At 70.4% G+C, this 13,125-nt stretch carries 12 protein-coding genes; 8 read left to right on the top strand and 4 right to left on the bottom strand.

The features are described from left to right. Nucleotides 1-855, bottom strand: coding sequence for an energy transducer TonB (locus AVS7_RS17380; RefSeq protein ID WP_020230881.1), 855 nt, complete (start codon nt 853-855; stop codon nt 1-3). 94 nt (nt 856-949) lie between these two features. After that, nucleotides 950-3,010: a ribonuclease catalytic domain-containing protein gene (locus AVS7_RS17375; protein ID WP_020230880.1), complete on the bottom strand. Its 2,061-nt coding sequence runs from the start codon at nt 3,008-3,010 to the stop codon at nt 950-952. Nucleotides 3,011-3,080: 70 nt separating this feature from the next. On the opposite strand from AVS7_RS17375, the gene AVS7_RS17370 reads away from it, so the two are divergent. Beyond that, nucleotides 3,081-4,640: a PglL family O-oligosaccharyltransferase gene (locus tag AVS7_RS17370; protein ID WP_082176590.1), complete on the top strand. Its 1,560-nt coding sequence runs from the start codon at nt 3,081-3,083 to the stop codon at nt 4,638-4,640. Between the two features lies 1 nt (nt 4,641). Here the strand turns inward: AVS7_RS17370 and AVS7_RS17365 are convergent, their stop codons facing one another. After that, the gene (locus tag AVS7_RS17365; RefSeq protein ID WP_020230878.1) at nt 4,642-5,226 is read right to left on the bottom strand and encodes a YqiA/YcfP family alpha/beta fold hydrolase; all 585 of its coding nucleotides are present in this window, start codon (nt 5,224-5,226) and stop codon (nt 4,642-4,644) included. Nucleotides 5,227-5,260: 34 nt separating this feature from the next. Between AVS7_RS17365 and rodA the strand changes: the two genes are divergently transcribed. From rodA to AVS7_RS17340, 5 genes are all read left to right on the top strand, one after another. Beyond that, on the top strand, nt 5,261-6,421 hold the full coding sequence (gene rodA, locus AVS7_RS17360; protein ID WP_020230877.1) for a rod shape-determining protein RodA: 1,161 nt from the start codon (nt 5,261-5,263) through the stop codon (nt 6,419-6,421). Nucleotides 6,422-6,464: 43 nt separating this feature from the next. After that, nucleotides 6,465-7,925: a metalloprotease TldD gene (gene tldD / locus AVS7_RS17355; RefSeq protein WP_020230876.1), complete on the top strand. Its 1,461-nt coding sequence runs from the start codon at nt 6,465-6,467 to the stop codon at nt 7,923-7,925. Between the two features lie 45 nt (nt 7,926-7,970). Continuing rightward, on the top strand, nt 7,971-8,522 hold the full coding sequence (locus AVS7_RS17350; protein ID WP_020230875.1) for a hypothetical protein: 552 nt from the start codon (nt 7,971-7,973) through the stop codon (nt 8,520-8,522). A 228-nt stretch (nt 8,523-8,750) separates the two neighbouring features. Further along, on the top strand, nt 8,751-9,866 hold the full coding sequence (locus tag AVS7_RS17345; protein WP_020230874.1) for a 3-deoxy-7-phosphoheptulonate synthase: 1,116 nt from the start codon (nt 8,751-8,753) through the stop codon (nt 9,864-9,866). A 35-nt stretch (nt 9,867-9,901) separates the two neighbouring features. Next, complete coding sequence (locus AVS7_RS17340) at nt 9,902-10,210, top strand: hypothetical protein (protein ID WP_020230873.1); 309 nt, start codon at nt 9,902-9,904, stop codon at nt 10,208-10,210. Nucleotides 10,211-10,265: 55 nt separating this feature from the next. Here AVS7_RS17340 and mpl read toward each other — a convergent pair whose 3' ends face one another. Continuing rightward, the gene (gene mpl / locus AVS7_RS17335) at nt 10,266-11,666 is read right to left on the bottom strand and encodes a UDP-N-acetylmuramate:L-alanyl-gamma-D-glutamyl-meso-diaminopimelate ligase (RefSeq protein WP_020230872.1); all 1,401 of its coding nucleotides are present in this window, start codon (nt 11,664-11,666) and stop codon (nt 10,266-10,268) included. A gap of 194 nt (nt 11,667-11,860) precedes the next feature. Here mpl and AVS7_RS17330 point away from each other — a divergent pair, with 194 nt between their 5' ends. Together AVS7_RS17330 and AVS7_RS17325 are read left to right on the top strand one after the other, a co-directional pair. After that, nucleotides 11,861-12,472, top strand: coding sequence for a hypothetical protein (locus AVS7_RS17330; RefSeq protein ID WP_034691831.1), 612 nt, complete (start codon nt 11,861-11,863; stop codon nt 12,470-12,472). Then, entirely contained in the window at nt 12,469-13,023 is a 555-nt protein-coding gene (locus AVS7_RS17325; protein WP_020230870.1) for a TlpA disulfide reductase family protein, read from the top strand. Before AVS7_RS17330 ends, AVS7_RS17325 begins: the two co-directional genes overlap by 4 nt. Nucleotides 13,024-13,125 lie beyond the last annotated feature (102 nt).

Raw genomic sequence — 13,125 nt, 5'->3', positions numbered from 1 at the left:
TCAGCGGACACTGGTTTCGAGGGTCTGGTCACGGGTGAACTTGAAGCGCGAGACCACGGCGATCTGGTCAGCCTGGGCGCGCATGGCGGGGCCGAAGTGGCCGAACGGGCCGGCCCCGCGGGCGATGGCCTCGGCGCGGCGGTCCAGCAGGCGGTTGCCCGAGCCCTGCACGACTTCGGTTTCCAGCACGCGGCCGTCGTGGTTCACGGTGACGATCATGATGAGCTCGCCGTAGAGCTTCCTGCCCGCCTGCTCGGGGAAGTTCTGCGTGCCCTTGTCCTCGATCTTGCGGCGCAGGGCGTCGTAGTAGACCGCGTCCACGCGCTCCATGGTGGCGGGGCTGACGTAGCGCTTGCGCGGGCGGGCGTTTTCCTCGTTGATGCGCTTCTCGATCTCGGCCAGCAGCTTCTGGAGCTGGCGGCGCTTCTCGTCCTGGTCCTGCCGCTCGGCGCTCTGGCTGGGCTGGCGCAAGTCGGGCACGGGCAGCGTGGCGATCTGCTGGCGCACCTGGGCCAGCAACTGGCTCTGCTGCTCGAGCATGCTGTCCATCTTGCGCTGCGCGTCCTCCAGGTCGTCGCCGATGGCGGTGAGGGCGGAGTAGGGCAGGGGGCTGGTGGCGCGCCCCTGCTCGGCGGCGCCACCGCCTGCGAGCGACGCCTGGGCGATGGCCTGGGCCTTGTCGGGGCGCTCCTTGGACTGGGCATTGACCAGGATCACCTCCAGCGGCGTGTCCTGGAAGACGCGGTTGAAGCCTTCCGGGTCGACGAAGCGCACGGTGAGCAGCGCCGCGTGCACGGCGATGGAGACGCCCAGGGCGATCTGCAGCGTGGAGAAGCGGCGCAGGAAATTTTTCATCGACGGGCCGCCCCTAGATGAAAAAGCGGCCCCCCCAGGGGGCGCCCGGCGTAGGGGCAGCGACCCGCGTAGCGGCGGAGCGTGGGGGTCATGTTCACGGGGCCGGATTATCGGGCTCGTTCATATCGACGGCGATGGCGATGGGGCCGGCCACGGCATCGTCCTCGCCGCCGTCCTCTTCGTCCACCGGGCCGTCGTCGGACGGGTCCTGCGGATCGTCCAGGCGGGCCACCAGGGTGCCGCTCACGTCCAGCGCGATCTCGTCGATCTCGCCCAGCCGCACGCGCACGCGCGCGCCGCGCGGCAATTGCTGCGCGCCCAGCACGGGCAGCACCAGCGGCAGGGTGTCGGCGCGCACCAGGAAGCCGCCGTTCACGCCTTCCTTGATGACGGTGGCCTCCAGCTCGGCGATCTGGTTCTGCTGCAGGTACTTGAGCGTCCAGAAGCGCTCCATGCCGGCCTGGTAGCCGTTGTAGGCGCCATAGGCCGCGTCGAAGCCGCTGATGATGGAGAACAGCTCCGCGTCCTTGGGCTTGAACGGCGCGGCCAGCGCGGCGGTCTTGCCGTGGCGCGCGCAGGCGATGATCTGCCACTGGTTCACCAGGTCCACGTAGCGGCGCAGCGGCGAGGTGGCCCAGGCGTAGCTCTTCACGCCGATGCCCGCGTGCGGCAGCGCCTTGGTGCCCATGCGCACCTTCACGCCGGGCGCTAGACTGGCCTGGCTGCGGTAGATGCCGGGCACGCCGTGCTCGGCCAGCATCTGGCCCCAGGCGCTGTTGGCGACGATGGCGGCCTCGGCCACGATCAGGTCCAGCGGCGCGCCGCGCTTGCGCGTGCCGATCTGCACCGTCTCGCTGCCGTCGGGCTCGCCCTCGTGGCCCTGCAGGCGGAAGGTGTAGTCGGGCCGGTTGAAGTTCTCGGGCTTGCCGCGCACCGCTTCGCGCCCGATCTTGAGCTGGCGCGCCAGGCGGTGCAAAAAGGAGAGCTGCTTGCGCTTGTCCAGCAAGGGCTGGGGCGTGTTTTCATGCTCAACGGCGGGGTCGGCCAGCCAGGCTTCGGTGACGATGTGGTCGAGCTGGTCGTGGCGGAAGTTGACCACCACCGGCACGCGCTCCAGGCGCGTCTCGGTGGCGGTGATGGCCAGCGTGGCCTCGTCCACCGTGGCGTAGAGCGACACGGCCGGGTTGGCCCGGCCCGCGTCCAGCGTGTAGATCTGCACCACGTCGTCGGGCAGCATGGTGATCTTGTGGCCCGGCATGTAGACGGTGGACAGGCGCGTGCGGCCGAGCTGGTCCAGCGGCGAGCCGGGCACGATGGCCAGGCCCGGCGCGGCGATGTGGATGCCCACCGTCACCGTGCCCGTGCCCAGGCCCTGCACGGACAGGGCGTCGTCGATCTCCGTGGTGCTGGAATCGTCGATGGAGAACGCCTCCACCGGCGCCAGCGGCAGGTCCGAGGGCGGCTGCGGCGCGGCGATGGCGGGAAAGCCCGTGCCCTTGGGGAAATGGTCGAACAGGAAGCGCTTCCAGTGGAACTGGTAGGGCGAATCGATCGCGCCGGCCGCCTGCAGCAGCGCCAGCGGGGCCTTCTGCGCGGCGCGGCTGGCCTCCACCACGGCCTTGTACTCGGGCGCGTTCTTGTCGGGCTTGAAGAGGATCTTGTAGAGCTGCTCGCGCACGGGCTGCGGGCAGGTGCCGGCGGCCAGCTCGCGCGCCCAGGCCTCGATCTGCGCCTGGATCTGCTGCTTCTTCTCGATGGCCGCCAGCGCCTGCTGCAGGATGTCGGCCGGCGCCTTCCTGAAGCGCCCCTTGCCCGCGCGGCGGAAGTAGTGCGGCGCCTCGAAGAGGGCGATCAGCATCGCGGCCTGCTCGGCGACGGGCGCGGATGCGGAGAAATAATCGCGCGCCAGGTCGGCGAAGCCGAACTCTTCCTCGGGCGCGAATTCCCAGGCCAGCGGAAGCTCGATGGTGGCGGCCAGCGCGCGCGCGCCGGCCAGCAGCTCGGCCGGCGCGGGCTTGTCGAATTTCAACAGGATGTGGGCGGCCTTGACCTTGACGCGCTTGCCCGAGTCCAGCTCGATCTGCGCCGAGCTTTCGGCCTCGGAAAGGATGCGGCCGGCCTGGAACTTGCCGGCGTCTTCAAACAGTGCATGCATAGGGACGGCATTTTCCCACGCACGCCCATGCACAATGCCCGGCCACACACCGGCCATGTTCCGGCGCCGTATGTCCCCCCTGAATTCCCCTCTCTCATCGTCCCGGCCATCCTGGCCGCATGGCGGCGCCATCGCGCTCGTGGCGCTGGCGGCGGGGCTGCCCTTCGTCTTCGGCGTCACGCAGGCGCCGCAGACCAGCTTCTGGCCGCTGATGGCCAGCGCCGCCTGCGCCTGGGGCATCGCCGCGCTGGCCTGGGCGGGCCGGCTCCCCGGCACGCGCCTGGGGTGGGGCCTGGCCTGGGGGCTGCTGCTGGGTGCGGTGGCGGGCGCGTGCATCGGGCTGCTGCAGTACTTCGTGGGCGATCCCGGCTGGGCGCCCTGGGTCCACCCCGCCGCGCCCGGCCAGGCGCTGGGCAACCTGCGCCAGCGCAACCAGCAGGCCACCCTGATGCTGCTGGGCCTGTGGGCGCTTCTGTGGCTGGTGGCGCGGCTGCAGGCCGTGGCGGGGGAGCGCCCTGCGTCCCGCTGGCCGCTGGCGCTGGCCGTGGCCGTGCCCTGGGCCGTGGTGCTGCTGGCCGCCTGCGCGGCGGCCACGGCCTCGCGCACCGGCGCGCTGGAATGGCTGGTGCTGCTGGGCCTGCTGCTGCTGTGGCGGCGCGGCCAGGGCGCGCTGGCGCCTGCCGTGGCCGCCGTGGGGCTGGCGGCCTACCTGCTGGCCGCGTGGTGGCTGCCCGAACTGCTGGCGCAGTGGACGGGCGTGCGCGCGGACGGCCTGTTCTCGCGCCTGGCCGACGAATCCAGCCGCTGCACCAGCCGCCGCGTGCTCTGGGCCAACGTGCTGCACCTGATCGGCGAGCGGCCCTGGACGGGCTGGGGCTGGGGCGAGCTGGACTACGCGCACTACATCACCGCTTTCCCTGGCGAGCGCTTCTGCGTGCTGCTGGACAACGCCCACGACCTGCCGCTGCACCTGGCCGTGGAGCTGGGCCTGCCCGTGGCGCTGCTGCTGTGCGGCGGCGCGCTGTGGGCCGTGTGGCGCGCCCGCCCGTGGCACGAGACGCAGCTCCTGCGCCGGCTGGCCTGGGGCGTGCTGGCCCTGGTGGGCGTGCACAGCCTGCTGGAGTTCCCGCTGTGGTACGGCCCCTTCCAGCTGGCGGCGCTGCTGGCCGTGGCGGTGCTGCTGCCGCCGAAGGTGTGGCAGGCGCTGCGGTGGCCGGTGGGCGCGGCGCTGCTGGCGGCGCCCGTGCTGGCCTGGATGCTGGCGCGTGACTATGCGCAGGTCAGCGCCCTCTACCGCCCCGTGGCCGAGCGTCCCGCCGCGCTGCGCGGGCTCACGGCGCAGGAGGCAGCGCGGCGCGTCACCTTCTTCCGCGCGCCGGCCGAGTTCGCCTGGCTCACCACCACGCCCGCCACGGCCGCCAACGCGCAGGCCATGCACGCCACGGCCCTGCGCCTGCTGCACTACTCGCCCGAGCCGCGCGTGGTCGAGAAGCTCATCGCCAGCGCCCGCCTGCTGGGGCGGGAGGACGAGGCGGCGCTGCACGAGGATCGCTACCGCCGCGCCTACCCGCGCGACTACGCGCGCTGGCGCAGCGGTGCGCCGGCCACGGGCGCGCCGCAGCGCGATTGACTCACACCAGGTTGCAAAAGCGCAGCACCTCGTCCAGGTGCCGGGGATAGTCGTTCAGCGCATGCTCGCCGCCCGGCAGCACGCGCTGGGTGGCCTGGGGGTAGCGCGCCACCATCTCGCGCCAGTCCAGCACCTCGTCGCCCTGGGTGGCGATGAGCAGCTCCGGCCCCGAGGGCGGCAGTCCGCGCACGTCGAGCGCCTGCAGCTCGGAGATGAACTCCGGGCGGAAGAAGAAGCGCTCCTCGGGGTTGTGCCAGGCGGTCTGCTCGCCGATGTAGCGCGCGAGGTCGCGCGCCGGATCGACGGCGGGGTTCAGCAGCACGCTGGGGCAGTGCGCCTGCTGCGCGACCCAGCTCGCGTAGAAGCCGCCGAGCGAGGAGCCGATCACCGCCATGCGCGAACGGGGCCAGGGCGCGATGCCGTCCGCCACCAGCGCCATGGCCTCGCGCGGCGAGGGGGGCAGCTGAGGGCACCAGAAGGTCGCGCCGGGGTGGCGTTCGGCCACGCGCTCGGCCGTCAGCCGGGCCTTGGCGGACTGGGGCGAGGAGCGAAAGCCGTGCAGGTAGAGCAGGTGGGTGGCGGGCATGGGGCGAGGATAATCGCGGGCGCACGACATTACCATGGCCACCGCGACCTTCGACTCCCCCACCCTGGCGCAGCGCATCCTGCCGTTCTTCCGCGGCTTCGACTGGCCGCTCATCGCGCTGCTGCTGGTGCTGGCCTCCATCGGCCTCACGGCCATGTATTCCTCGGGCTACGACCACGGCACGCGGTTCGTGGACCACGGGCGCAACATGCTGCTGGCGGCGGGCATCCTGTTCGTGGTGGCGCAGGTGCCGCCGCAGCGCCTGATGATGCTGGCCGTGCCGCTCTACACGCTGGGCGTGGCGCTGCTGGTGGCGGTGGCGCTGTTCGGCATCACCAAGAAGGGTGCGCAGCGCTGGATCAACGTGGGCGTGGTCATCCAGCCGAGCGAGCTGCTCAAGATCGCCACGCCGCTGATGCTGGCCTGGTGGTTCCAGAAGCGCGAGGGACAGCTGCGCGCGCTGGACTTCGTGGTGGCCGCCGTGCTGCTCGCCGTGCCCGTGGGGCTGATCATGAAGCAGCCGGACCTGGGCACCTCGCTGCTGGTGATGGCGGCGGGCCTGTCGGTGATCTTCTTCGCGGGCCTGCCGTGGCGGCTGGTGGTGCCGCCGGTGCTGGTGGGCGTGGTGGGCATTGCGCTCATCGTGTGGTTCGAGCCGCAGCTGTGCGCCGACGGCGTGGACTGGCGCGTGCTGCACGAATACCAGCGCCAGCGCGTGTGCACGCTGCTCGACCCCACGCGCGACCCGCTGGGCAAGGGCTTCCACATCATCCAGGGCATGATCGCCATCGGCTCGGGCGGCGTCTGGGGCAAGGGCTTCATGGCCGGCACGCAGACGCACCTGGAATTCATCCCCGAGCGCACGACCGACTTCATCTTCGCCGCCTATTCCGAGGAGTTCGGCTTGGCGGGCAACCTCACGCTGATCGCCTGCTTCATCCTGCTGGTGTGGCGCGCCCTGGCCATCGCCGCGGGGGCACCCACGCTGTTCGGCCGGCTGATGGCGTCGGCCGTGGCCATGATCTTCTTCACCTATGCCTTCGTGAACATGGGCATGGTCAGCGGCATCCTGCCCGTGGTGGGCGTGCCGCTGCCCTTCGTGAGCTACGGCGGCACGGCCATGGTCACGCTGGGGCTGGCGCTGGGGGTGCTGATGTCGGTGGCGCGCGCCCAGCAGCAGGCCGAGGACGCGTAGCCGCGCGCAAGCGGGGGCATGCCCCGCTGCCTACAATCCCCGGATGATCTCCCGCGAACCCACCATCGAACGCTTAGGCCTGGCCCGCGAGCTGCTGCTCACGCCCTTCGGACTGGATGAATCCCACCTCTCCCGCGCGCTGGCGGAGATCCGCGCGCACCGCGTGGATGATGCCGACCTGTACTTCCAGTACACGCGCAGCGAGGGCTGGAGCCTGGAGGAGGGCATCGTCAAGACGGGCTCCTTCAGCATCGACCAGGGCGTGGGCGTGCGTGCCGTGAGCGGCGAGAAGACGGCCTTCGCCTATTCCGACGACATCTCCGAGGCCTCGCTGCTCGATGCTGCCCGCACCGTGCGGTCTATTTCGGCCACGGCGCAGGCTGGTAAAGGGCGGGTAGCTCCCAAGAAGATAGCAAGCAGCCGTTCGCTCTACCCGCACATCGACCCCATCGCCTCGATGGACAGCACGGCCAAGGTGCAGCTGCTGGAGCGCGCCGAGCAGCGCGCCCGCGCCAAGGACCCGCGCGTGGTGCAGGTCATGGCGGGCCTGGCGAGCGAGTACGACGTGGTGCTCGTCGCCCGCGCCGACGGCACCCTGGCGGCCGACGTGCGCCCGCTGGTGCGCCTGTCGGTCACGGTGATCGCCGAGCAGAACGGCCGGCGCGAGGTGGGCTCGGCGGGCGGCGGCGGGCGCTTCGGCTTGGCCTATTTCACCGACGAGCAGATCGGTCAGTACGTGGACGAGGCCGTGAACGCGGCCCTGGTCAATCTGGAGTCGCGCCCCGCACCCGCGGGCGAGATGACCGTGGTGCTCGGCCCCGGCTGGCCCGGCGTGCTGCTGCACGAGGCCGTGGGCCACGGGCTGGAGGGCGACTTCAACCGCAAGGGCTCGTCGGCATTCAGCGGCCGCATCGGCCAGCGCGTGGCCGCCAAGGGCGTGACCGTGCTGGACGACGGCACGCTGGCCGACCGCCGCGGCTCGCTCAACGTGGACGACGAGGGCCACGCCACCCAGCGCAACGTGCTCATCGAGGACGGCATCCTCAAGGGCTACATCCAGGACGCGATGAACGCGCGCCTGATGGGCGTCACGCCCACGGGCAACGGCCGCCGCGAGAGCTACGCCCACATCCCCATGCCGCGCATGACCAACACCTACATGCTGGGCGGCGACAAGGATCCGCAGGAAATCGTCGCTTCCATCAAGAAGGGCCTGTACGCCACCAACTTCGGCGGCGGGCAGGTGGACATCACCAGCGGCAAGTTCGTCTTCTCGGCCAGCGAGGCCTATTGGGTGGAGAACGGCAAGATCCTCTACCCGGTCAAGGGCGCCACCATCGTGGGCAGCGGCCCCGAGTCGCTCAAGAAGGTCAGCATGATCGGCAACGACATGCGGCTGGACAGCGGCGTGGGCACCTGCGGCAAGGAAGGCCAGAGCGTGCCCGTGGGCGTGGGCCAGCCCACCATGCGCATCGACGGGCTGACCGTCGGCGGCACCGCCTGACCGCGGCGGCCCACCCCGCCCGCACACTCGGCGCAGGGCAGCCCCATGTCCGCACCATCCTCCAGCCGGCTGCACCACACGCCTGCCTCGTTCGCCGGGCTGAGCCGCTTCCTGCGCGAAGGCGTGGCCCAGGAGGAAACGCGCGAACTGCGCGGCAGCCTGGGCGCGCTGTCGGAGCACATCGAAGCCGCCACGCGCGCGCGGCGGACCAGCGCCGACGCGCAGGCCGTGGCGCGCAGCATCAAGGCGCTGGCGCGCTGCGCCCGCGAGCACCAGCTCCAGCTCACCGGCATGGGATCGGCGTGGCACGCGCTGCACGAATTCGGCGCCTACCAGCGCGCACTGCGCGAGCTGCGGGACGCGCTGGCGCGCTGGCAGGAGGCGCTGCAGCAGCGCAGTCCGTCGGAGGCCGAGCGCTTCGGCGAATTCGAGCGCCTGGCCTGGCGCACGCTGGGCGAGGCGCTGCTGGTGCTGGACATGTACGAGCAGGGCGACGCCCATCCCGGCGACTCCGGCATGGGCCGCACGCCGCGTCCGGCGCGCAGGCGCCCGCTGTTGTCGCGCCTGCGTGGCTGGCTGGCGCGTGTAGCGTCATAGCAACGCCGCCCGTATGTTGCGCCGCCGCAAACCGTGCTACATTGAAGCGCATGCCAGTCCGTAGCGCGTTTTACTTTTACTTTTGGTTCTCTGTCCCCGGCGGATGAGAGGTATGCGCGCACCCTGACTGAGCCCCCTTCTCAAAGAAAACCGCCGAAGCTGAAAAGCCCGGCGGTTTTTTTTTGCCTTTCCCCTAGACCCCCTTCCATACCCCCGAGAGGACACCCCATGACCGCCCCTGCTTCCAGCGATGCCTGGTACCGCAACGTCGAGAAGACCAGCCAGACCGACGACCAACGCATCAAGGACATCACCGTGCTTCCACCGCCCGAACACCTGATCCGCTTCTTCCCCATCCGCGGTTCGGGCATCGAATCGCTGATCGCGCAGACGCGGCGCAACATCCAGCGCATCATGTCCGGCGAGGACGACCGCCTGCTGGTCATCCTCGGCCCCTGCTCGATCCACGACCCGGCGGCCGCGCTGGAATACGCGCGCAAGCTCCAGGCCGTGCGCGAGCAGTACAAGGACACGCTGGAAGTCGTGATGCGCGTCTATTTCGAGAAGCCCCGCACCACCGTGGGCTGGAAGGGCCTCATCAACGACCCCTACCTGGACGGCAGCTACCGCATCGACGAGGGCCTGCGCATCGCGCGCCAGCTGCTCATTGACATCAACCGCCTGGGCGTGCCGGCGGGCAGCGAGTTCCTGGACGTGATCTCGCCGCAGTACATCGGCGACCTGATCTCCTGGGGCGCCATCGGCGCGCGCACCACCGAGAGCCAGGTGCACCGCGAGCTGGCCTCGGGCATCTCGGCGCCCATCGGCTTCAAGAACGGAACGGACGGCAATATCCGCATCGCCACCGACGCCATCCAGTCCGCCAGCCGCGGCCACCACTTCCTGTCCGTGCACAAGAACGGCCAGGTGGCCATCGTGCACACGGCGGGCAACAAGGACTGCCACGTGATCCTGCGCGGCGGCAAGGCCCCCAACTACGACGCGGCCAGCGTGGAGGCCGCCTGCAAGGACCTGCAGGCCGCCGGCCTGCCGGCCACGCTGATGGTGGACTGCAGCCATGCCAACAGCAGCAAGCAGCACGAGCGCCAGCGCGACGTGGCACGCGACATCGCCGGCCAGATCGAGGGCGGCTCGCGCAGCGTCTTCGGCGTGATGATCGAGAGCCACCTGCACGCCGGCGCGCAGAAGTTCACGCCCGGCAAGGACGATGCGGCGCAGCTCGAATACGGCAAGAGCATCACCGACGCCTGCCTGGGCTGGGACGACTCCGTCGCCTGCCTGGCCGACCTGGCCGCCGCCGTGCAGGCGCGCCGCGCCGTGTAAGCTCGGGGATTCATTACCACGGAAGGCAACGAACCATGCACAGCGAAGTTTTGGTCACCCTGGCGCCCGGGCAGGAATTCCAGCTGGACCCGCAGGGCACGCCCCTCTCGCACGAGGAAGCGCGCCGCTGGCTGGACGACGAATTCACCCGCCTGGAGTGCGAGCCCCTGCGCGCCAGCGGCAAGGTGCTGCTGGCCGACAAGGTGTTGACCGTGGCGAATGCGGCAGGCGCCACGCTGATGGCCGACGCGGCCTGGTCGTCCCAGTTCGCGCGCGCCACCGTCGCGGCGTTGTCCAAGCCGATCGTGCGCGTGGATGTGCCGGCGATGGCGGTCAGCTTCTAAAGCAGAAGATTCAAGCTGAATTGGCTGCCAGCGCTTGTGTAGCAAGCGCTGGCAGCTATTTTTTTGAGAGCGCGTCGAGCAGCCGCGCGTGGATGCCGCCGAAGCTGCCGTTGCTCATGCAGATGATGTGGTCGCCGGGCCGGGCCGCCTCGGTGATCTGCGCCAGCAGCGTGGGAATGTCCGCTGCCGTGCGCGCCCGCGCGCCCAGCGGGGCCAGCGCCTCGGCAGCGTCCCAGTCCAGGCCCGCCGTGTGGCAGAAGGCCAGGTCGGCCGCCTCCAGCGCCCAGGGCAACTGGGCCTTCATCGTGCCCAGCTTCATGGTGTTGCTGCGCGGCTCGAACACGGCCAGGATGCGGCTGCCAGGGCTGTCCGCCTGGATGCTGCGGCGCAGCCCGTCCAGCGTGGTGCGCAGCGCCGTGGGGTGGTGGGCGAAGTCGTCGTACACGCGGATGCCCGCAGCGGTGCCGCGCAGCTCCATGCGGCGCTTGACGTTCTGGAAGCGCGCCAGCGCCTCGGCTGCCTGGGCGGGGGCCACGCCCACGTGTTCCGCCGCTGCGATGGCGGCCAGCGCGTTGAGCTGGTTGTGCACGCCCGACAGGGACCAGCGCACGTGCGCCACGGCGCGGCCGCGCCGCAGCACCTCGAAATCGTGTGGCTCGCCGTGCGCGGTGAAGTCGCTCACCGTGGCGCCGAAGGCGGCCACCTGGCTCCAGAGTCCCAAGTGCAGCACGCGCGCCAGGCTTTCCTCCAGTCCGTTGGCCACCACGCGGCCCGAGGGCGGCACGGTGCGCACCAGGTGGTGGAACTGGCGTTCGATGGCGGCCAGGTCGTCGAAGATGTCCGCGTGGTCGAACTCCAGGTTGTTCAGCACGGCGGTGCGCGGCCGGTAGTGCACGAACTTGCTGCGCTTGTCGAAGAAGGCGGTGTCGTACTCGTCCGCCTCGATTACGAACAGCGGCCGCTCCTGGCCCGCCGCCTGCGCGCCCAGGCGCGCGGAGATGCCGAAGTCGAGCGGCACGCCGCCCACTAGGAAGCCTGGCGACAGGCCTGCCGCCTCCAGCACCCAGGCCAGCATCGATGTGGTGGTGGTCTTGCCGTGCGTGCCGGCCACGGCCAGCACGTGGCGGCCTTGCAGCACGTGCTCGGCCAGCCACTGCGGGCCGCTGGTGTAGGGCGCGCCCGCGTCGAGGATGGCCTCCATCAGCGGGAACTTCGGCGTGCCGTCCGGCAGCCGGGCGCGGCTCACCACGTTGCCGACCACGAACACGTCGGGCCGCAGCGCGAGCTGGTCGGCGCCGTAGCCTTCGATGAGCTCGATCCCCAGGGCGCGCAGCTGGTCGCTCATGGGGGGGTAGACGCCAGCGTCGCAGCCGGTCACGCTGTGGCCTGCCTCGCGGGCCAGCGCGGCCACGCCGCCCATGAACGTGCCGCAGATGCCCAGGATGTGGATATGCATGGGCGCCGATTCTAAGGCGGGGTGCCGAATGGGCCTGCAGCGCTCGCGGGTCAAGCGCAGGCAGCTATGAAAAACGGAGTGAGTCGTGCGGCTGCTGCGTGCAATGCCCCTGTGCCGTGCGCGTTGTCCGTGCCGTGTCAAGGCTGCGCCATGGCATTCGGTCCACAATGCCACGTCTGCCCGGGACCATCGCCATGGAAAACGCCCTCGTCACCGAAATCGCCAACGTCGCCGCCCGCCTGGTTGTCGAGGAGGGCATGGAGTGGGGGCCGGCCAAGCGCCGTGCCGTCAAGGCGCTGGGCCTGCCCGCGCGCACGCCCTTGCCCGACAACGACCTGGTCGAGGATGCGGTGCGCGAGTACATCGGCCTCTTCCATGCCGACACTCAGCCGATGGAGCTGCGCGCGCTGCGCGAGCTGGCGCTGGTGTGGATGCAGCGCATGCAGGCCTTCCGCCCCTACCTGGGCGGCGCCGTCTGGCACGGCACGGCCACGCGGCTGTCGGATATCTATTTGTCTTTGTTCTGCGACGACTCCAAATCCGCGGAGATCGCCCTCATCGACCACCACGTGAACTACGAGCCGCGCACGGTGACGGGCTTGCGCGGCGAGCCGGTCGACGCGCTGAGCCTGAGCAGCCGCTCGCCCGTCCTGGGCGAGGAGATCGGCGTGCACCTGCTGATCTACGATCTGGACGACCTGCGCGGTGCCCTGCGCCCCGACGCGCGCGGCCGCGCGCCGCGCGGCGATGCCGACGCCGTGCGCAAGCTGCTGCAGGAGTCGCCTTCTTCCCCTCTTGCTCCATGAACGATTCGCTCTCTCCTGCTTCTTCCGACATCTCGCGCCGCCGCTGGCTCACCGTCGGCATCGGTGCGCTCGCGGCGCTGGGCGGCGCGGGCTTCGCGTTGTGGCGCCTGCAGCCGCAGCCGGTGCGTGACGGCGCGGCCGAGGCGCTGTGGGGCGCGAGCTTCGACGGCCCCGCGGGCGAGGCCGTGCGCATGGCGTCCTTTCAGGGCAAACCCTTGCTGCTGAACTTCTGGGCCACCTGGTGCCCGCCGTGCGTGGACGAGCTGCCGCTGCTCAACCGCTTCCACGCCGAGCACCGCGCGAAGGGCTGGCAGGTGGTGGGCCTGGCGATCGATCAGCCCTCGAACGTGCGTCAATTCCTGCAGCGGCTGCCGCTGGATTTTCCGGTCGCGCTGGGCGGCCTGGCGGGATCCGACATTGGGCGTGCACTGGGCAACGAAAAAGGGGGGTTGCCGTTTACCGTGCTGTTCGGGGCAGATGGCAACATTTTGAAGCGTAAAATGGGTCAGCTGACGGCGCAGGACCTGCAAGAGTGGTCCAAAACGTTGTGAGTGCCGTGTCTCGTCAAAAGGAGATGATGGCAAAAGGGGGAAGTTCGGTGAAATAGGCCGAAATTGGAGTAAATTCACGCCCCATTCCGTTTTAGCCGTTGG

Origin of the sequence: Acidovorax sp. MR-S7, from assembly GCF_000400995.2 — a bacterium.
In the GTDB taxonomy this organism is placed as follows: Bacteria; Pseudomonadota; Gammaproteobacteria; order Burkholderiales; family Burkholderiaceae_C; genus MR-S7.
This window is presented reverse-complemented; position numbering and strand designations above follow the sequence as displayed.

Coding starts and splice junctions, on each gene's coding strand:
- AVS7_RS17340 (WP_020230873.1), top strand. CDS start 9,902: ATGCACAGCGAAGTTTTGGTCACCCTGGCGCCCGGGCAGGAATTCCAG.
- AVS7_RS17345 (WP_020230874.1), top strand. CDS start 8,751: ATGACCGCCCCTGCTTCCAGCGATGCCTGGTACCGCAACGTCGAGAAG.
- AVS7_RS17370 (WP_082176590.1), top strand. CDS start 3,081: ATGTCCCCCCTGAATTCCCCTCTCTCATCGTCCCGGCCATCCTGGCCG.
- AVS7_RS17325 (WP_020230870.1), top strand. CDS start 12,469: ATGAACGATTCGCTCTCTCCTGCTTCTTCCGACATCTCGCGCCGCCGC.
- mpl (WP_020230872.1), bottom strand. CDS start 11,666: ATGCATATCCACATCCTGGGCATCTGCGGCACGTTCATGGGCGGCGTG.
- AVS7_RS17350 (WP_020230875.1), top strand. CDS start 7,971: ATGTCCGCACCATCCTCCAGCCGGCTGCACCACACGCCTGCCTCGTTC.
- AVS7_RS17330 (WP_034691831.1), top strand. CDS start 11,861: ATGGAAAACGCCCTCGTCACCGAAATCGCCAACGTCGCCGCCCGCCTG.
- AVS7_RS17380 (WP_020230881.1), bottom strand. CDS start 855: ATGAAAAATTTCCTGCGCCGCTTCTCCACGCTGCAGATCGCCCTGGGC.
- AVS7_RS17375 (WP_020230880.1), bottom strand. CDS start 3,010: ATGCATGCACTGTTTGAAGACGCCGGCAAGTTCCAGGCCGGCCGCATC.
- rodA (WP_020230877.1), top strand. CDS start 5,261: ATGGCCACCGCGACCTTCGACTCCCCCACCCTGGCGCAGCGCATCCTG.
- AVS7_RS17365 (WP_020230878.1), bottom strand. CDS start 5,226: ATGCCCGCCACCCACCTGCTCTACCTGCACGGCTTTCGCTCCTCGCCC.
- tldD (WP_020230876.1), top strand. CDS start 6,465: ATGATCTCCCGCGAACCCACCATCGAACGCTTAGGCCTGGCCCGCGAG.